This is a genomic window from Nostoc sp. (genome assembly GCF_036917555.1).
In the GTDB taxonomy this organism is placed as follows: Bacteria; Cyanobacteriota; Cyanobacteriia; order Cyanobacteriales; family Nostocaceae; genus Nostoc.
Window position 1 is genome coordinate 41300 of sequence record NZ_JBALDD010000012.1, and the last position, 18060, is coordinate 59359.

The following is an 18060-nucleotide window of genomic DNA, read 5'->3' on the forward strand; positions in this document are numbered from 1 at the left end:
TAAATATCGAAGGTATTGTTTTAAGCCTAGATGCTCTACATTGCCAAAAAAAACTTGCAATTGTTCTCAAAGCGTCCTTTGCGCGTCTGGTAGAGAAGTGACGTGACATACAGCCTCCAATGAGGGCATGGTGTATATATCACATTTGATTCATTACTTGTATGAACATTTTAATGCTATCTTCCACCTTTCCCTACCCACCAACGCGCGGAGGAACCCAAGTCAGGACATTTAATTTACTTAAATACCTAAGTCAACGTCATACCGTTACCCTTGCGACTCAACGCGAGGGTGATGTTACAGACGCAGAAGTAGCAGGATTACGCGATTGTGTAGATCATCTAGCTATTTTTGAACGCCCGCCAGATTCTCAAACCACCGGAATATTGCAGAAAATACAGCGATTTGGGAGATTTTTGCAGCAGGGAACACCGCCAAGTGTACTTAACCGCTACTCAGTTGAGATGCAAACATGGGTTAATAACTGGGTGGAAGCGGGAAAATGTGATGTAATTACTTGCGAACATAGCGTCAATGAAATTTATGTGCAGCCACATTTTCAGAAACAGCTAAAAACTATAGTTAATGTTCATAGTTCTGTTTATGCTACCTGTCGGAACCAACTAGCAACAGGCATTTCAGAAAATTCACTCAGAGACAAAATTAATCTGCCACTTTTGTGGCGTTATGAGCAAAACTACTGCGCTAAATTTTCGGTAATTGTTGCGACAACAGAAGAAGATAAAATTCAACTACAAGAATTTAACCCCAATAGCGAAATTGCAGTTATTCCCAATGGCGTAGATTTAGTTTCTTTCCCTAACCGTACCATCGATCCAGGAGGACATCGCCTAATTTTTATTGGTGCAATGGATAATTTAGCAAATATTGATGCTGTCTGCTTTTTCAGCAACGAAGTTTTGCCAGAAATCCAAAAATTCTATCCCGATACAACTTTTGATATTGTCGGTTCTCATCCAGTGGCAGAAGTTTTAGCACTTGATAAAAAACCAGGAATTAATGTGCTTGGGCGTGTACCTTCAATGGCAGAATATTTACATCAAGCCACCATCTGCGTTGTCCCGATGCGGACTGGGTTTGGTATTAAAAATAAAACTTTAGAAGCAATGGCAGCTGGTATACCTGTAGTAGCCAGCGATCGCGGCTTAGAAGGATTAGCTGTAGATGCTGCTAGTCATCCATTACGGGCATTACGAGCCAATAAACCAGCAGAGTACGTCACCGCTATTAGTCAACTATTCGATCGTCCACATCTGCGTTCAGAATTGTCTCACAATGGCAGACAACTGGTAGAAACAGAATTCACTTGGGATATTGCTGGTAAAAGCTATGAACAAGTTTGTCTTGGGAGAGAGTAATACTAATTCGTCATTAGCACATACATAAAAATGCTTGCTCTGACCAAGATCCCATCACTAACTTTAGATAATTTTTAATTGTTCTTTCTTGTCTCTGTGGGACAAATATGTGTAGAGACGTTGCAATGCAACGTCTCTATATCGCTTGTGCAAATTATCTTATCTAAATCGTATTGGTTTTTAGTTAGCTGGTGAATAAGCACGTCAATTATTGTCAAATTTAGTCGAACAACCTAACACAAGTAATTTCTTCTGCTTACGCTTCTTCTTATTTTTGAGAGTAATCAAATAATTATCAACGTAGCGAAAAGCAGCTGCACCGTCGTAATCAGCAATAGCTATAGCTTGCAAGAAAACCTTTGAGGGAATTTCAAACCCTAAAAATTTTTCTGTTAAGATTAATAAATCTTCATCTGTGGCAGGAAAAGTAGTTTCTTCTGCCCCTTCTGAATCAGAAAATATATCATCAATTAATGCTTTATACACTTTGTACCTCCCCAAAAGCATAAGATGCAAAGCCTGTAATGAAGTTTAGCTGCTGATCGCGAGTTTGTAAGTTAACAGGGAGTTCAGTACCAGGACATCCGATTTCTCGTAAAATTTCCAAACAATAAACACCGAGTTGAGTGTATGGAGCTTGCTCCAATTGTTGAGCTACTTCTAGAGCCATCTCCAGATTGACTTGGATAACCGTCTTTACAGGGTTGGTCATAAATCCGCCCTAATAAACTGGATGCTCTAAGTTTTGATCACAAGCACAAATAGCGTAACGGTGTTTTTGCGGAATTTATGAAGAGAGTAAATTAAAGTATCAGCGCATTTGCGGTAATGTACCCAAAGTTATGCAACTAGGCCCAAAGCTAGGCAATTTCTATCTAAGTGCGATCACTTGCACTCGTATGCATAAACTTATACAAATATTTCTAGATTATTGCCAATATACTTACTTTTTGTGGGGTAAGCCGCAAAGCCCACCCCACAATATTGGATAATTTATTTGTTATAAATCTCTAATATTTAGTCTTGCACAGTAGTTTAACAGAAGCCACTACCAGATTGCATCCCTTCTGCCTCCTGCCTCCTGCCTTCTTCACGCTTTGACCTTAGCTTTAGACCAGACACCATTTTCATCTTCATCATATTGCTGGTGAATAGTCTCCCAAGCAGCTTGTTCGGCTGTGAACTCGTCACTTCTTTCATTGAATACAGCATTATAGCGCTCGATGAATGTACTCTGAGCTTCATCAAAAAGATGAGCGCAAACTTCAGGAGACAAGTCTTCTGGACTGTTGCACTGTCCAGAACAAGAATGAGCGAAATGTTTTTTCAATCGGATGAATTTCTTCGCCACCAGCACTTTCAAGCAGCAATTGAAATTCGCCAGTGCGATCGCTCGGAACTTCTGCCATCACGAAAAATTCGCCAGCTTGTAAGCGAGTTTGGTAAATAGCTGCTTTATCTTCTGGCATCCCCAAAGTGGTTAAGACCAATACTAAACCAGCGCTTGCACTACCTGCGATCGCTCGCTAGCAGCTCCCAACAGTACTGCACCAATAGGCCCTGCTGCCACAATTGGGTCGACAAAGGGAATAAACAATACGCCTACACCCGTAAGCAAGCTGAGAAAGGACTGAGAAAGGAACCAAACAAGGAACCAAAAACTGCTCCTGTTCTCAAACCTTTGAGAATCATATCTTTTTTACTAATAAAGCCAGCGATTCTGGTTTCCAACTGGAAATTTCTGCCCATGACCGAAATATGATCTCTAGGCACACCCCTGTCTAATAAACGTCAAATTACATCATCAATTTGCTTTTGCTCTTTGAACACAGCAGAAATAGTACGTTCTGCTTTATATACTTCTGGCACTTAAAAACTCCTTGTATTATGTTCTTTTTGCAATGAAGATGACCAATCAATTTTGGATTTTAGATTGACTGCACTCATCAGAGGGAGCCACTGCGGTAGACGGATTTCCCGGCATAAAGAAGCCAGGCGTGTGGTTCGATCTCCCGACTTGAGAGGACTGGCGTCAAGTGGTGTTGGCGCATGAGCCAATTTTTAATTCCAAAATCCAAAACTGGCAGGGTGAATGATGTAGATGCAGGCAGATTAATTCTTTCACATCAATTGAGGGAAGAATTAATCCTCCCTCAACTGATGTCATATGCAGCCATCCTTAACTCAGATGTTATGAGCTATACACCTACGGGAGTCTTAGCCCCTTCTGCTGGCTGTCTACCATCTGAGTCTATTGCCTCGCCTTCAATAAATGAACGCAGCATCCAAGCTATCTCTTCATGCTGTTCAAGTAGTCCAGTTAAAAAGTCGGCTGTTCCCTGATCGTGAAACTTTTCACCAGACTGATCCAGATGGTCTCTCAAATTGCGAATAACCTGCTCGTGATCGTCCACTAAATTAGCTACCATCCCTGTTGCTGTGGGCACACTCCCAGCATGTTCCTTGAGGGTAGCAATCTTGAGAAATCCCTCCAATGAACCAACTGGATAACCGCCCAAAGCACGAACCCGCTCTGCCAAAGCATCAATATTTATAGTCAGCTTTTGGTAGTGTTCTTCCCAAAGCTGGTGCAAAGAGCGGAACTGAGGGCCAACTACATCCCAGTGGTACTTTTTGGTTTTCACCAGCAGTAAATAGGCATCTGCCAAATCTTGATTTAACAGATTAATTACACCTTGACGTTGTTCGTCCGTCAAACCAATGTTTATCGCACGCATTGTTTTCCATCCCTAAGCAAACTTATTTATTAATTTGCCAAATTTTCCACATAATCCACATCAACCAAAGGAAATATTATGAGTTTAGATTAATTCTTACATTACATAGTTATACCTATGCCTTAATAGGTAGTGGTCTTCAGTCGAGAGACAATTTATCAATTTAGCTACATATCCTTGCTTTTTATCAGCTAAAAAAATAAATAGAGATATTAATATAATAAGTAGTAATGGGTAATTGCTTTTACGCAATCACCCATTACTAATGATAAATTACCAAGGTATTAACTCTGTTACTTACCTGTAACTTTATCCAACACATTCTTTATATTTTCTTCCACAGAGGTAGCACCCCCTGAATTTTCTGGACGCTTCTGCTTGTCAATATCAGCCGCTCCCTGAACCTCATTGAGTCCTTGGTTGGACTCCTCTTGAACCTGTTTCAATCCTTGTGGTGGTTCTTTGGCGGCTTCGTCAGTTTTGCGCTGAATGTCAAGCAGTTGTGTAGTAGCTTCGGTAGGCTTACTTTGGTAGCTATCGATCGCAAAAGCAGGAAAAGCATTAGAGAATAATACTAGGGCACAAGTAAAACCCACTACTAAAAAACGTACTGGACGGAAAATAGATAAAACAGAAGCAATCGTCTTCATTTGAAATCCTCGATAACAGCTTTAACAACGCACAACTTTACACTGAAAGAGGGAAGCATATACCTTTACTTAACAATTTTAAGCAATAATAAAACTGGCAAGCTCCGTTTCAATTTAAAAATTCTTGAAAAACGAACCTGACGAATAAATTTCTTTTTTCTTTCTGGATTAGATTAGTAAGGGATAATAAGCAAATATCACCTTAACTCTTTAGCAAAATCATTAGATTTCACAAAATCATTAGATTTCATAATTGAAATTCTTCGTTTCAGGTTGCCTGTTTACACTTTTACTTTGAAAAAGCTAAGGTCTGCATCAATCTCTAGAATGAAGTTTACTGCATCTTAAGTTGCAATAAAATCAGTCTCTAGGTATATCGACTTAATCTAGTTTTGGCAAGTTAATGGCTCCACTATTTATGTTCAGTTAGCTCGACTTTATCCAATCAAAGGAATTTCAGGAATATGCATTTGAGAGGAAATTTGTAAAGTATCGATTTATATAAAGATTCTCCTTAATCCCTTTCATAAAAGGAGAAAAATAAATCTTTTTTTTAAACTTGATAAGTCTGCCTTATTACCTTTTCTATTGAACTTACCCGATGGAACATTTCTATTAATTCATGGGATCTTGTTTTTCGCTTTGCCAGCATTACTTTTAAGGGCGTTAAATAATGAACATCTGGGTCATCTCCTAAAGCAACTTCGGCTGCTTGCAAGACTTTTGTCGCATTCTCAAAAATCTCTTCATTTTCAAACGCTTCTTTTGCAGAAAGTTGGTGTAATGCTGCATCGGGTACAGTTGCTCTACCCGATAAGGTTTCATCTAACACCAAACCTTTCAATAATATCAGCAAAGCCGCATAGATTAAAAAATCATCACAACTATCACAAGCCTTAAATTCAATGCGTCCCACTTCAGCCGGAATGCGGGCAATTTTTGTTAAGGCAGGTATGCTATTAATCAGTTGTTCTTCTTTCTGAACAAAAACCAGAGTAGCTGGTCTTTTTCCAGTTCTGATAAATGTTCGTACCGATAGTCCATCCCATAAACCTCCATTATAAAAGGGAGAGCTATAACTAAAAGGAACGATATAGGGACTGTAATAAGTTAACTTTTTGCCAATATCAATCACAGCTTCAGTTGAGAAATCTGCCAGTGAAATATTTAAATCTGGCCCATAAGATACCATGTGAATATTAGCAGTTTGTTCGTCAGGATAAGCTTCTAACTGTTTGATTTCATAATTGTTTAATGGGGGTTGAGGCTCAAAAGCTGGATTGTAGGGATTGAAACTAACCAAAACTGGTGATAAGCCAAAGTCAGCGGCAACCTCACGTAGTAAGTCAAAACTTTCTGATAATTCAGTAATAGCGCCTTGAATATTAGAATGGATAGTTGTTCTAATTTCAATACCTTTAACGTGACAGTCTATCACTTGATCGGAATCTGCAAATCTTTCAAATCCCTCAATGTACCATCTCTTCATCTTAATACCCGCATCACCGACGCGGAGTTGAGGATAGTCACTGGGGTATGTAGGTAGCCTTTCAATAATTTGATTGAAATCAGCAAACTTTATGTGGGAAAAATCAGCAAACTTTCCCTCATTGTTTAAGAACGCGACTTCATGTTCAATGCCAAAGAAAAACATTATATATACCTTAATTTTTTAGAGTTAACCTAATTTCACCAATGCCAAGCGATCGCAATGCCATAGAGAAGGAAGTAACATCAGTAAACGATTCATTATAGAAAAGCGTCGGCGATATTTAGCTGGCAGGTTCGCATACTTAGAAAACTCCATCACTCTGTAGCGTAAATTACAGTCTTGAACCTGATGAATATTTGAGATACTCCAATTGAATTAACTTTAAGTAGAAAAATTCTCAATAACAGTACAAATGGATTTTACCTTAAGACCGACTATTGCGATTTGAAAACTTCTCTGATTTATTTTTCTGTGCTGCTTCCACTATCTTCATAGTCACTGGTTAGAGTAGCGTAGTAGTGACTGAGGAAAGCTTGAGACGTGAGTTTATGACAAGTACCGTTCAATCCCCCTACAGCAGCGAACAGATTGGCGCTTGGTTGCGTGGACTGCTTACTATTGCTTGGGCTGATGGTAATTTTGATGATCAAGAACAGGAATTAATTGCCAGCATCACCAAAAATGAATTAGCTCCTAAGATTAAATGCGACTCACTAGAGATAATTACCCCAGAGGAATTAGCCGCAGCGTTGGGTAAAGGTACACCAGCCGCGGAAAATTTCTTAAGGACAGCGGTGATGGTAGCGATCGCAGATGGTACTTATTCTCCCAGCGAAGATGAGGTTCTGCAACAGTTCTGTCAAGCCTTGGAACAGCCAGAGAAGTTACTGGAAGCCCTTCGCCACACTCTGGAACACCCACAGCAAATTACCCCCACTATCGCCAGCACTGGGCTAACAAAGCGTCAAATCAATGCCCTACACTCCCTGCAAGACTGGCTCAACGGGCTAGATATCCAAGACCCAAGAGTCGCTCGCTTTTTGTGTAAAATGATTCCCGCCCAGTGTCCTTTTGAACGAGATGTCATTCTATTTGGACGCAAGATTGTGCATATCCCACCGATGTGTAAAATCAACCCGTTATATGAGCAACTGGTAGGCTTACGTTTCCGCGCACTCTCCTATTTGGCAGATAAATGCGGTGAAGATGTTTCACCATATATCTGAGTAGGGAGTGGGGAGTGGGGAGTAGGGGAGCAGGGGGGAGAATAAAAAATTACCTCTTTCTCCTCTGCCCAATGCCTACTTGCCCTGAGCGTTCGCGTAGCGTCCCGCAGGGAAGGGATGCCCAATGCCCAATAAATAGTTCAGTAGTTGAGTAAAAAATCTGACTCTGCTTTTAGGAATACTTGATTTATTCACCTGACTAATCTAGAACTCAGGCATTATCAATATGAAATGGATGAAACCATCTCTATATTTTGTACCCTTTTCCTTACCTTTGTATTTGCTTTCTACTTTAACAGCACGGGCTAAAAGCCCCGTTACTGCTAACAGCACTTAGCACTAAATATTATGTGGGCAAAGCTGAAACCGCAAATCTGGCAATGGCGGGGTGTTTTTCCGATTTTTGAAGCTAATGATGGAGGTTACGCCCGAGCTGATGCTGGGAGTTATCAAGTGCTGTTGAACTACCGAGGAGGAATACAGCATGGCAATTTTCTGGCGTTTTTGGCTGGTTGGTGGATTCCTGTTATATCTTCATTGCTAGCTTTTGGAGGTTCTGTGTTGGCGTACGGTGAGCGTCTTGTAGAGAAGCTCACCGTACCCCTACGGGGAAGCAAGCTACGCGTAGCGTCTGTCTACGACACGCTGCGCGAACGTAGAGAAGGTATCGCACTCACTCAGTATATTGCCCAAAGTGCTACTGGGATGCGAAAAACTCTCGGTCGCTATCTAACTGATGAAATCGTCGCCAATATCCTCGAAACTCCTTCTGGGTTAAAGCTAGGAGGAGAACACCGAAAAGTTACGGTTCTCGTATCTGATTTTAGAGGATTTTCGGCTATTTCTGAACAATTGCCTCCTGAAGAAGTAGTAAAGATTTTGAATCTTTATCTGGGAATAATGACAGATGGGATTAACCAGTATAAAGGCACGATTAATACAGGTGAGGCTGTAACGGGAAATGTTGGTTCTCAAAAACGCGCTCAATATACAGTTATTGGCAGTCATGTTAATTTGGCTGCTCGAATTGAATCTTATACAGTGGGAGGGCAGATTTTAATTTCCGAGAATACCTGTAAGGATGCCAATATTGACCTACAAATTGCTGGAGAACTACAAATAGAATCCAAGGGTATAAAACACCCTGTGACAATTTGTGAAATTCGTGGCATTGGCAGTAAATATAATTTATTCTTGCCTAAATATGATGAGAAAATAATCGTTCTCACTCCAATAGTACCTGTGGAATACATCATTTTGCAGGGAAAACATGTAGTGGGAACAGTATTTATGGGGGAATTGATTAGCCTCTCAGAAAAAGGAGCGCAGCTGCAATCGCCACATTCTTTAGAACTCTTGAGTAATCTCAAACTCAAGTTATTGATTGAAGCAGAAATGCCTACAGAAGAAGATATCTATGCCAAGGTGATCGAACAGTCTAATGTTGACGAGCATCTTTTTCTGCTTCGGTTTACAGCAGTTCCCCCAAAAGCGATGTCTGACGACAAGGCGCTAGGCATCTACGCAATTCTTAATGCACTGCATCAGCTTGGGTGAGATTAGAGCATCAATATTGAAATGATAACAAAGGGAGGTGTCTGTAAATAGGGTAAACCGAAAAAGTAGGTAGTCTAGCTTTTTTTAAAACAGTAACAATTGTTGCTGATAGAACCAGGCGATCGCGGTAATATTTTGGACTTAAGCCCGATCTAGCTCCAAGAACTCCTTAATAATTCGTAATTCGTAATTTATAGTATGAAGCAACTAAGTTGAGTTGTGGAGTTCAAAATATGATTTCTTCTAAAACTGAGATTCAATTACACCCAAAAGGCAAATGACAAACGGAAAGAACTTTCAGAAATTAGTAGAACTTGCAAATGATTATGGAATTATTTGCGAACCAACACCAGAAGAATGTTTGATTGCATCCTTGCCTGGAGACGATGATTTCTTATTAGCTTTTACTTGGTCTGGTACTGTTGAGGGAGAGCCGCCAGAGCATGAATTAATCGCAATTAGTGTACAGGATATAGTCAAAGAAGTTACCGTTGCAGCTTGGCAGATTCCTTTTTATTTATTCGGAAACGTTTTAAGGCAGGCTCAAATGCTTGTCGCGGCCCACAAAGATTTTGTTAGCTAAGAGACAAGTTTTGACTAAAAATTACTATCCCTGTCATCTGTGGCAGGGATTTTTATTGGAACTACTGCTTTAAAAATTTAGAAAATATTCTCTGTTGACGGCTCATCAGTTATAGCAGTTCCCATTCAGATGGGCTACAACATTATATCGTGGGGTGTAGGGGTACGGCACTGCCCATTGGTGTCAACTTAACGTGAAAGTTAGGTTTAGCAAGAGTTCTAGGGTTGCCCTCATCCCCTAACCCCTTCTCCCATGTTAGGAGAAGGGGAACTGGAGAATTTGCTCCCCTCTCCCGATTGGGAGAGGGGCTGGGGGTGAGGGCAAAACTCATGCAGTCAGGATATTTCAGCTTAAGTTGACACCAATGGGCACTGCCGTGCCCCTACGGATGTACCTCACGCAAACAAGAAGCGCTATATCACTAAAATGCTATAACTTAAAAAATTAAAGCTTTAGTAACTACAACTTCTTCTGTATGAGAGCTGATTCGTAAAGAAAATCTAAAGAGAAATGAATCTAGCTTGACTCAGGTTATAGGCTAAATCGAATGCAGTTAGATTGTTGCCAATGAGTCGTCTAGCAGTAATTGAGAACCAAAAACACAAACCCTACCCAAGTGATTTAAGCGATAGCGAATGGTTAATTATCAAGCCCCTTCTACCCACACCTAAAGGATTTGGGCATGCTGTAGAAGTAGATTTACGAGAAATTTTGAATGCCATTTTCTACGTGTAATGGACTGGAGTCAGTGGGAAATGCTACCTCATTATCTTCCTCCTTACACAACGGTGTATGGCTACTTTCAGAAATGGCAATGCAAAGGTATTTGGCAACAAATTCACGACCAAGTGCGCCATCAATTGCGACAGGATTTGGGGCGTGCCGAACAGTCTACTGTAGCGATGGCTGATTCTCAGTCGGTGAAGACAACAGAAAAAAAGGAGCCAGTGTGTTGGGCGGCTGTGCCGACTTGAAGCAACTGGCGTGGGAGGTCTACGGCTTTGACGGTGGTAAGAAAGTTAAAGGGCGTAAGCGGCATATCGTCGTAGATTCTCAAGGGTTGTTGATTGGTGTTTTAGTTACTGAGGCAAATGCTTCAGAACGTCTAGGTGCTGTGGTGGTACTGGATGAAGCGGCCGAGGAATTGTCTAAATTGGAAGTTGTTTGGGTAGAGCAGGGCGATTCGGGAGAAAACTTTGCTCAAGCCGTTAAGAAGGTTTGTAATGAAAACGTTCGTGTTGAGGTGATTGAACGGATATCGAAAACATTTGAGCGATTGCCCAAACGATGGATTGTGGAAAGGACATTTGGGTGGCTCAATCGATTTCGCCGTTTGAGTAAGGATTATAAGTTGTACACAGAGTTAAGTGAAGCCATGATTTATGGCTCATTAATTCGTCTGATAATTAAGCGAATGGCATCTTAAGATTTTGTTTACGAATCAGCTCTTAACTACAGAAGAAGTTGTAGTTAATAACGTTCCTAGTGTAATAAGTAAGGCTTAAGCTGTTGTTATCGATCCTGAAGCTGTGGTTAATAACGTTCCAAGTGCTATAAGTAACGCTTAAGCTGTTGTTACTACGGCTGATGTTGTGCTTATAAACATTTAAGTTGTCGTTAAGACACAAGAAGTTAATCTTCTCAGTTTTTACCTTCTATGTCTAGATTTTTAACCGCCTGCTACTTAAATGCTACTTAAAACGCTAGCCTTGAAGAATCCAGCCACTTACATACATTGCATCATGTTACCTAAACCTAAAAAGCACTGGACACCTTCAAATTGGGCAAGTTGGAAGCCTTTCGGGATTGGCGAACAGTACCCTAACAACTATTGGGAAGTATTTCGGGCAATCTGGCTATCTCGTGACAAACTACCATACACGTGGAATATTCTCGATAAAGGTGTCTGCGATGGTTGCGCTCTCGGAACAACCGGGATGAAAGATTGGACTTTAGATGGAATTCATCTTTGCAATGTCCGGTTGCGGCTGTTGCGGATGAATACAATGCCAGCTTTTGACCCTGTACTACTAGAGGATGTTTCGCAGTTGCAGAAGCAAAAAAGTGCCCAATTGCGCGACTTGGGAAGACTCCCGTACCCGATGATTCGTCAACGAGGTGAAAAAGGCTTTCGCCGTGTGAGTTGGGATGAAGCTTTAGAGGTAATTAGCGATCGCATCCGCACAACTACACCAGATCGTCTCAGTTTCTATGTTACCAGTCGCGGTACTGTCAACGAAACTTATTATGCTACCCAAAAAGCTGTGCGGGCAATGGGAAGCAATAATATTGATAACGCTGCCCGCATTTGCCATTCTCCCAGTACAGCAGGATTGAAAGCTGCTTTGGGTGCAGGGGCTACCACCTGTTCTTATAAAGACTGGATTGGCACTGATTTATTAGTCTTCATTGGCTCGAATGTTGCCAATAATCAGCCTGTTACCGTTAAGTATCTCCATTATGCCAAGAAAGCTGGCACTAAGATTGTAGTCATTAACACTTACCGTGAGCCAGGAATGGAGCGCTACTGGGTGCCCTCAATTGTAGAAAGTGCCGTTTTCGGTACAAAGTTTGCCGAAGACTTCTTCTTAATCAATATGGGCGGGGATATAGCATTTTTAAATGGCATTATTAAACATATAATTGCTAACAACTGGGTAGACCAGTCATTTATTAACTTACATACAGTTGGTTTTGCTGAACTCAAAACATCTTTAGAAAACCAGTCTTGGGAAGAATTAGAGCGGCTTTCTGGAACATCCCGCGAGGAAATGTACGCTTTTGCCAAAATGGTCAAAGAAGCTAATAAAGCCGTATTTGTTTGGAGTATGGGCATTACTCAGCATGAATGCGGTGAAGATAATGTGCGGAGTATCATCAACTTAGCTCTCACCAAAGGTTTTGTCGGTCGGGAAGGCTGCGGTTTAATGCCAATTCGCGGTCACTCTGGGGTGCAGGGTGGTGCAGAGATGGGATGTTACGCGACAGTATTTCCTGGTGGTAAACCTATCACCCCAGAAAATACTGCCGAATTGAGTCAACATTGGGGCTTTGAAGTGCCAGCAAGTAAAGGTTTAATTGCTCCAGAAATGATTCACGCTGCACATCAAGGGGAAATAGAAGTGTTGTTTTCCGTCGGTGGGAATTTTTTAGAAGTGCTGCCAGAACCAGATTATGTAGAAGCGGCGCTGAAGAAAATACCGCTACGGGTACATATAGATATTGTTCTCTCTAGTCAAATGTTGGTGGAACCTGCTGATACTGTGGTGCTGTTACCTGCGACAACTCGTTACGAAATACCAGGAGGAGTCACAGAAACTAACACCGAACGCCGGGTAATTTTCAGTCCAGAAATTCCGGGGCCACGCATTGGGGAAGCGCGTCCAGAGTGGGAAGTGTTTTTAGAATTGGCAAGGCGGGTAAAACCAGATTTGGCAGATAAGCTGGCTTTTGCTGACACCGCTGCTATCCGTCAAGAAATTGCTCAAGTTGTCCCCCAATATGCTGGTATTCAACACTTACAGCAAGCTGGCGATCAGTTTCAATATGGTGGCTCACATTTGTGCTTTGGTTGGAATTTCCCGACAGCCGATGGGAAGGCACACTTTGGCGTATTATTGCCACGCCAAAGAGAATTACCAGAAGGCTATTTCTTATTAGCAACCCGCCGAGGCAAGCAATTTAATAGTATGGTGCAGGAACGCAAGGATGCCATTACTGGGGCGATGCGAGAGGCGGTGCTAATGAATGCTGCTGATGCGGCATTGTTGGGTTTAAAAGATTGCGATCGCGTCATTCTTAAGAATGATTTAGGCGAGTTGTTATGTCAAGTATACATTGCGCCAATTCAGTCAGGAAACTTGCAAGTACACTGGCCAGAAGGCAATGTGCTACTAGATAAAAGTAAGCGATCGCTGGAAGGTGTACCTGATTATAATGCGATCGTGCGGTTGGAAAAAATCTGAATCAAGTCTCATTTTCCCAGTTTTAACAAAATTAACTTGCATTAAGACTACCGCAAAGATGAGCATCTCTGCGGTAGTTCTAAGTTAACAACTATTAAAGTAGAGCAAAAACAGCCAAGTCTAGCTTAATTTGCTACTTTCAGTTATCCCCAATTCTAGAAAGTATTGAGAGTTCTGGGACTTAACTAACCGAAGGTTTGCACCACAGTCAGCAGGAAATTAATCCGCTGCTCAAACTCTAGCTTTTTGATCGATGCAACAAATTCATCCGTTTCACCAGGCAGTTGATAATCAGACGGTACTTGAATGATGGTTCCATTCTCCATTCCTTCTGCCAGCAGCAGCCAAACGTCTAATCTGGAATTGGCACTTAGAGCATTATAGGCTTGGCTGATTTCGTTAGCTGCACCATTAATAATGTCGCGTTGCCCTTGCAGTTGCTCTTCTTTAGACAAGTCCAGGAATTTGTCAAACACTGCTTTGGCGGGAACTTCTATCCTTTCAGGAGGTGCAGGCTGTAGCTGCTCTTTAAGATCCAAGTAACCGAACCAAAGTAGGGCTAGCTGAGTATCTACATCAAACTGTTTAAAACTTTCTAAAGCCGGTTTTGTTGCTTCTTCAGCTGTGTAAGTCATAAAAAACTCCAACTAAGTTAAGGGTATTCTGATTTTGTTAGTTACTGTGAAAATTTGTTTTCAGTAGCTTCATATAACTTAACGAACAAATGGAAATGGATAACCCTACTTAGGGTAGGGATAGGATCACTACATAAGACAGATATAAATAACTTAAGTTGCTAGTTACAAAAATGCCTGCTTCGATGTATATGGAAGCTAAGTAACGTCTGTGACTCTAAGCGATCTGAAAGGGTTCCTGATTATAATGCATAAAGTACGCTTAGAAAAGCAAACCTAATATTAACGCTTTCCGACTGCGACGTTCAAGTTAACATCACTCCAAAACTTGCAGCCATGTCTGTCGCCAAAGATTTTGAAACCCCAGAAGATGTTATATTTCCACCTGGGGATTTAGAAAGTAACGAACCACCATTAGAAACATACCTACATTTGCAGCAAATGCTGCTATTGATAAATGTCTTGATTGGTGGTGGCGAGACCACAATCGCTTTAATGACTACTTTGCTGCGGGGAATATTAGCATTCATTACAGTCCACGCCAGCGTAAATCCGAAGACTTTTGGGGGCCAGATTTCTTTGTCGTTTTAAATACTGAACGCAAACCCCATGATAGTTGGGTTGTTTGGGAAGAAGACGGCAAATATCCGAATTTGATTATAGAACTGCTTTCAAAGTCAACCGCAGCGACCGACAAGGGCTTAAAAAAACAAATTTATCAAGATATCTTTCGCACTCCTGAATATTTCTGGTTTAACCCCAAGAATCTAGAATTTGCTGGGTTTATTTTGGTGGGTGGTACGTATCAACCTATAGAACCCAACCCACAAGGATTGTTGTGGAGTCAGCAACTAAGTTTGTACTTGGGCGTTCATGAAAATCAATTACGCTATTTCAATGCGGAAGGACAGTTAATGCCCACATCTGAAGAAATTGCCCAGTGGGAAGCAGAACACGCCCAACAAGAAAGACAACGCGCCCAACAAGAAAAGCAACGTGCTGAACGCCTAGCAGCAAAACTGCGAGAATTGGGTGTTGACCCAGATACGATTTAAAGTCGAACAGATATTATCCGAGAAAGAAGAATAGAATTTTATTGCCTGAATGCTTTATTGGATGTATTAGGGTTGCATTTGGCAGTAACAGTTAAGTTAAGCTAGATGTTAAAACTCAAACTACTGCTACGGTAAGTTTTTATCACCCATATCACCCTAAAACTTGCAGCCATGTCCGCCGCCAAAGATTTTGAATTCCCAAATGATGTAATATTTCCTCTAGGGGATTTAGATAGTGACGAACCACCTTTGGAAAGCGAATTACATCTACGCCAAATAATTTTGCTATTGCAATCTTTGGAATTGTGGTGGCGAAACCGCAATGACTTTTACGCTGCGGGGAATCTAACAATTTACTACAGCCAACGCCAGAAGAGGTCAGAAGAATTCCGGGGGCCAGATTTTTTTGTAGTGCTGGGATGTCAACGCAAAGTTCGTAAAAGTTGGGTTGTTTGGGAAGAAGATGGGAAATATCCCAACATAATTGTAGAGCTTCTCTCGAATTCTACAGCCGCAACTGACAAGGGTTTGAAAAAACAAATTTTTCAAGATATCTTTCGCACACCAGAATATTTTTGGTTCGATCCCAATAATTTAGAATTTGCTGGCTTTATCTTGATTGGCGGTAGTTATGAACCGATAGAACCTAATCCTCAAGGATGGCTGTGGAGTCAGCAGTTAAATTTGTACTTAGGTGTTTATGAACATAAATTGCGCTATTTCACTGCGGAAGGGAATCTAGTTCCTACACCGGAAGAAGTCGCAGAACAAGAAAGACAACGTGCTGAACAAGAAAAGCAACGCGCTGAACGCCTAGCAGCCAAATTGCGAGAACTGAACATTGACCCAGATACCATGTAGGCTTACTCTAAAAATCATGGAAGTTCAACCAAAAGAGATCAGGAATTACTTAACATATAACGGTATAAATCCTTTATTTGAGTGGTTTGACTCTTTGGGAGATAAAAGAGCAAAGGCTAAAATCAGAGCAAGGCTTGACCGAGTAGAAGCAGGTAATTTTGGTGATTGTAAATCAGTGGGAGATGGAGTTTTTTAACTAAGAATAGATTACAGTTCTGGCTATCGTGTTTACTTTGGGCAAGAAGGGTCAGCAATTATTATTCTTTTGTGCGGTGGCGATAAAAATACTCAAGAAAAAGATATTAATAAAGCAAAAGAATATTAGGAAGATTATAGGAGTAGAGATGATGTCTAAAAGCGCAAGCTATCATGAAAAACTGAAGACCTCAACGACCCATTAGAAGCCGCAGCTTATATCGAAGTTGTTTTAGAAGAAGGCGACCCGAAAATGTTAAGTAAGGCTCTGAAAAATGTGATTGAGGCACAAGGTGGAATTGATAAGCTTTCTGTACAAGTTAAGGAAGTTTATGACAAACTCGAACAGATATTAGCCGAGAAAGAAGAAAGAAATAGAATTTTATTGTCTGAGTGCTTTGCTGGATGCATTAGGGTTGCATTTGGCGGTAACAGTTAAGTTGAGATGAAACCTACAAGCATAATTACAAATAATTACTATCATTTATTCTCGACAACCTCTAAACCTGTCTTAGCTACTGATTTAATATCAACATTCTGATTGTTTAGCAGCACTACTATAGTGGTATTCTCATTGGGTAAATATGCAAGCAATGTTGCGAAGCCATAAGCTATACCACTATGCCCAATTGCTTTTGCCAAAGGAGATGAAAACCTTTCTACACCCAACCCGTAGCTATAGTCTGCGCCATTATCTTTAAATTTCAGCATTTCTTTGATCATCTTTGAGGAAAGTAAGGTTTTTTTGACAAATAACGCTTTGGCGAACTTCGCTAAATCCTCTGCTGTTGAAACCAATCCACCATCTCCCAAACCATTGCCATCATTGACTGCGGCGTAGCTATCTAGCTTACCATCTTTATTGCGATCGCTATAACCTGTAGCGACTTCTCCAATTATCGGTTCGCGCAATTCTGTGAAGGTATGTTTTAATCCTAATGGTTTTAAAATCTGACTGCGGATTGCTTGGGCGAGAGTTCCCCTAGTGATATTTTCGACAATCAGTTCCAAAAGAATGTAGTTGCAATCAGTATAAATAAATTTTTCTCCGGGATTTGCCTGCGGTTCTTCTTCATACATATACTGAATCGCTTCTCTGGCTGTCCAAGGCTGTGAGCGACTTCTTTTCGCTGTAGCTTGAATAAACTCTTTTGTTTCTAGGTATTCAGCAACACCACTGGTGTGGTTGAGGAGTTGACGAACTGTAATTTTGTCGCTGTTGACAATATGAGGAGTGATGTCTCTTGGTAAATAGGTTGCGATCGCCTGATCTAATTCTATCTTCCCTTGTTCCACTAATTTTAGTACAACCACCGCCATAAAAGTTTTACTCATACTGGCAATAGAAAAGCCATCTGTGGGTTTCATCCGGGTTTTAGTTGACAAGTTATTCACACCAGATGCTCCCAGCCAAGAACCTTTAGGTGTAGTAATATACATTACTGCACCAGGGATTTTCTGTTCTACAATTATCTCATTTAAAAGCTTCTGTAATTGAGAACTTTTTCCTACAGTGGAGGTAGATATGACTTGTTTAGCAAGGGATTTTTCAATTACTCTGTGACTAATGTTATTAGCTACTAAATATCCTGTAAAACCAAGGGAAATCACAAAGACTATTGCAAATAAAATTTTACTGAAAGCCAAAAGTTTTAGGTTCATTTTACTTCCTAAACAGAAACATAGCTGCTCTAGCTCAATGGCACAAAGTAGTTGGTAAGCAT

16 protein-coding genes and 4 pseudogenes are annotated in these 18060 nt (G+C 40.9%); 11 read left to right on the forward strand and 9 right to left on the reverse strand.

Features of this window, described 5'->3' with window-relative positions:
- Window positions 1-161: 161 nt before the first annotated feature.
- The gene (locus tag V7K60_RS04650; protein ID WP_334923339.1) at window positions 162-1379 is read left to right on the forward strand and encodes a glycosyltransferase family 4 protein; all 1218 of its coding nucleotides are present in this window, start codon (window positions 162-164) and stop codon (window positions 1377-1379) included.
- 204 nt (window positions 1380-1583) lie between these two features.
- Here V7K60_RS04650 and V7K60_RS04655 read toward each other — a convergent pair whose 3' ends face one another.
- The 7 genes and pseudogenes from V7K60_RS04655 to V7K60_RS04685 all read right to left on the reverse strand — a co-directional run bounded on the left by V7K60_RS04655 (window position 1584) and on the right by V7K60_RS04685 (window position 6574).
- On the reverse strand, window positions 1584-1865 hold the full coding sequence (locus V7K60_RS04655) for a hypothetical protein (RefSeq protein ID WP_334923341.1): 282 nt from the start codon (window positions 1863-1865) through the stop codon (window positions 1584-1586).
- On the reverse strand, window positions 1858-2091 hold the full coding sequence (locus V7K60_RS04660; RefSeq protein WP_334817293.1) for a hypothetical protein: 234 nt from the start codon (window positions 2089-2091) through the stop codon (window positions 1858-1860). Before V7K60_RS04660 ends, V7K60_RS04655 begins: the two co-directional genes overlap by 8 nt.
- Before the next feature lie 378 nt (window positions 2092-2469).
- A pseudogene (locus V7K60_RS04665) lies at window positions 2470-3248 on the reverse strand (ChaB family protein).
- A gap of 329 nt (window positions 3249-3577) precedes the next feature.
- Entirely contained in the window at window positions 3578-4117 is a 540-nt protein-coding gene (locus V7K60_RS04670; RefSeq protein ID WP_334923343.1) for a Dps family protein, read from the reverse strand.
- 293 nt (window positions 4118-4410) lie between these two features.
- Window positions 4411-4767 carry a hypothetical protein gene (locus V7K60_RS04675; RefSeq protein ID WP_334923344.1) on the reverse strand — a complete coding sequence of 119 codons (357 nt, stop codon included), beginning with the start codon at window positions 4765-4767 and terminating at the stop codon, window positions 4411-4413.
- 553 nt (window positions 4768-5320) lie between these two features.
- Entirely contained in the window at window positions 5321-6421 is a 1101-nt protein-coding gene (locus V7K60_RS04680; protein WP_334923346.1) for a glutamate-cysteine ligase family protein, read from the reverse strand.
- A gap of 24 nt (window positions 6422-6445) precedes the next feature.
- On the reverse strand, window positions 6446-6574 hold the full coding sequence (locus V7K60_RS04685) for a hypothetical protein (protein ID WP_334923348.1): 129 nt from the start codon (window positions 6572-6574) through the stop codon (window positions 6446-6448).
- A 233-nt stretch (window positions 6575-6807) separates the two neighbouring features.
- On the opposite strand from V7K60_RS04685, the gene V7K60_RS04690 reads away from it, so the two are divergent.
- From V7K60_RS04690 to V7K60_RS04710, 5 genes and pseudogenes are all read left to right on the forward strand, one after another.
- Window positions 6808-7485 (forward strand): Mo-dependent nitrogenase C-terminal domain-containing protein, encoded by a 678-nt coding sequence (locus tag V7K60_RS04690; RefSeq protein ID WP_334923350.1) that lies wholly within the window; start codon window positions 6808-6810, stop codon window positions 7483-7485.
- A 663-nt stretch (window positions 7486-8148) separates the two neighbouring features.
- Window positions 8149-9042, forward strand: a pseudogene (locus V7K60_RS04695) (adenylate/guanylate cyclase domain-containing protein); the annotation flags it as partial.
- A 277-nt stretch (window positions 9043-9319) separates the two neighbouring features.
- Window positions 9320-9625: a hypothetical protein gene (locus V7K60_RS04700; protein ID WP_334817280.1), complete on the forward strand. Its 306-nt coding sequence runs from the start codon at window positions 9320-9322 to the stop codon at window positions 9623-9625.
- A gap of 567 nt (window positions 9626-10192) precedes the next feature.
- A pseudogene (locus tag V7K60_RS04705) lies at window positions 10193-11051 on the forward strand (IS5 family transposase).
- Window positions 11052-11367: 316 nt separating this feature from the next.
- Complete coding sequence (locus V7K60_RS04710; protein ID WP_334923352.1) at window positions 11368-13590, forward strand: FdhF/YdeP family oxidoreductase; 2223 nt, start codon at window positions 11368-11370, stop codon at window positions 13588-13590.
- 185 nt (window positions 13591-13775) lie between these two features.
- On the opposite strand, the gene V7K60_RS04715 is transcribed toward V7K60_RS04710, so the two are convergent.
- The gene (locus tag V7K60_RS04715) at window positions 13776-14225 is read right to left on the reverse strand and encodes an orange carotenoid protein N-terminal domain-containing protein (RefSeq protein WP_334923354.1); all 450 of its coding nucleotides are present in this window, start codon (window positions 14223-14225) and stop codon (window positions 13776-13778) included.
- A gap of 336 nt (window positions 14226-14561) precedes the next feature.
- Here V7K60_RS04715 and V7K60_RS04720 point away from each other — a divergent pair.
- The 5 genes and pseudogenes from V7K60_RS04720 (at window position 14562) to V7K60_RS04735 (ending at window position 16775) form a co-directional block, all read left to right on the forward strand.
- A pseudogene (locus tag V7K60_RS04720) lies at window positions 14562-15280 on the forward strand (Uma2 family endonuclease).
- A gap of 171 nt (window positions 15281-15451) precedes the next feature.
- Entirely contained in the window at window positions 15452-16141 is a 690-nt protein-coding gene (locus V7K60_RS04725; RefSeq protein WP_334923356.1) for a Uma2 family endonuclease, read from the forward strand.
- A 16-nt stretch (window positions 16142-16157) separates the two neighbouring features.
- Window positions 16158-16337, forward strand: coding sequence for a hypothetical protein (locus V7K60_RS35100; protein WP_442944337.1), 180 nt, complete (start codon window positions 16158-16160; stop codon window positions 16335-16337).
- A 6-nt stretch (window positions 16338-16343) separates the two neighbouring features.
- The gene (locus V7K60_RS35105) at window positions 16344-16466 is read left to right on the forward strand and encodes a hypothetical protein (protein WP_442944340.1); all 123 of its coding nucleotides are present in this window, start codon (window positions 16344-16346) and stop codon (window positions 16464-16466) included.
- Window positions 16467-16589: 123 nt separating this feature from the next.
- Window positions 16590-16775 (forward strand): hypothetical protein, encoded by a 186-nt coding sequence (locus tag V7K60_RS04735; RefSeq protein ID WP_334923358.1) that lies wholly within the window; start codon window positions 16590-16592, stop codon window positions 16773-16775.
- A gap of 41 nt (window positions 16776-16816) precedes the next feature.
- On the opposite strand, the gene V7K60_RS04740 is transcribed toward V7K60_RS04735, so the two are convergent.
- Window positions 16817-17998: a serine hydrolase domain-containing protein gene (locus V7K60_RS04740; protein WP_334923360.1), complete on the reverse strand. Its 1182-nt coding sequence runs from the start codon at window positions 17996-17998 to the stop codon at window positions 16817-16819.
- Window positions 17999-18060: the final 62 nt, after the last annotated feature.

What these genes read in the sequence shown, in the direction of transcription:
- V7K60_RS04650 (WP_334923339.1), top strand. Translation starts at nt 162, where the DNA reads ATGAACATTTTAATGCTATCTTCCACCTTTCCCTACCCACCAACGCGC.
- V7K60_RS04660 (WP_334817293.1), bottom strand. Translation starts at nt 2,091, where the DNA reads ATGACCAACCCTGTAAAGACGGTTATCCAAGTCAATCTGGAGATGGCT.
- V7K60_RS04670 (WP_334923343.1), bottom strand. Translation starts at nt 4,117, where the DNA reads ATGCGTGCGATAAACATTGGTTTGACGGACGAACAACGTCAAGGTGTA.
- V7K60_RS04675 (WP_334923344.1), bottom strand. Translation starts at nt 4,767, where the DNA reads ATGAAGACGATTGCTTCTGTTTTATCTATTTTCCGTCCAGTACGTTTT.
- V7K60_RS04680 (WP_334923346.1), bottom strand. Translation starts at nt 6,421, where the DNA reads ATGTTTTTCTTTGGCATTGAACATGAAGTCGCGTTCTTAAACAATGAG.
- V7K60_RS04685 (WP_334923348.1), bottom strand. Translation starts at nt 6,574, where the DNA reads ATGGAGTTTTCTAAGTATGCGAACCTGCCAGCTAAATATCGCCGACGC.
- V7K60_RS04690 (WP_334923350.1), top strand. Translation starts at nt 6,808, where the DNA reads ATGACAAGTACCGTTCAATCCCCCTACAGCAGCGAACAGATTGGCGCT.
- V7K60_RS04700 (WP_334817280.1), top strand. Translation starts at nt 9,320, where the DNA reads ATGACAAACGGAAAGAACTTTCAGAAATTAGTAGAACTTGCAAATGAT.
- V7K60_RS04710 (WP_334923352.1), top strand. Translation starts at nt 11,368, where the DNA reads ATGTTACCTAAACCTAAAAAGCACTGGACACCTTCAAATTGGGCAAGT.
- V7K60_RS04715 (WP_334923354.1), bottom strand. Translation starts at nt 14,225, where the DNA reads ATGACTTACACAGCTGAAGAAGCAACAAAACCGGCTTTAGAAAGTTTT.
- V7K60_RS04725 (WP_334923356.1), top strand. Translation starts at nt 15,452, where the DNA reads ATGTCCGCCGCCAAAGATTTTGAATTCCCAAATGATGTAATATTTCCT.
- V7K60_RS35100 (WP_442944337.1), top strand. Translation starts at nt 16,158, where the DNA reads ATGGAAGTTCAACCAAAAGAGATCAGGAATTACTTAACATATAACGGT.
- V7K60_RS04735 (WP_334923358.1), top strand. Translation starts at nt 16,590, where the DNA reads ATGTTAAGTAAGGCTCTGAAAAATGTGATTGAGGCACAAGGTGGAATT.
- V7K60_RS04740 (WP_334923360.1), bottom strand. Translation starts at nt 17,998, where the DNA reads ATGAACCTAAAACTTTTGGCTTTCAGTAAAATTTTATTTGCAATAGTC.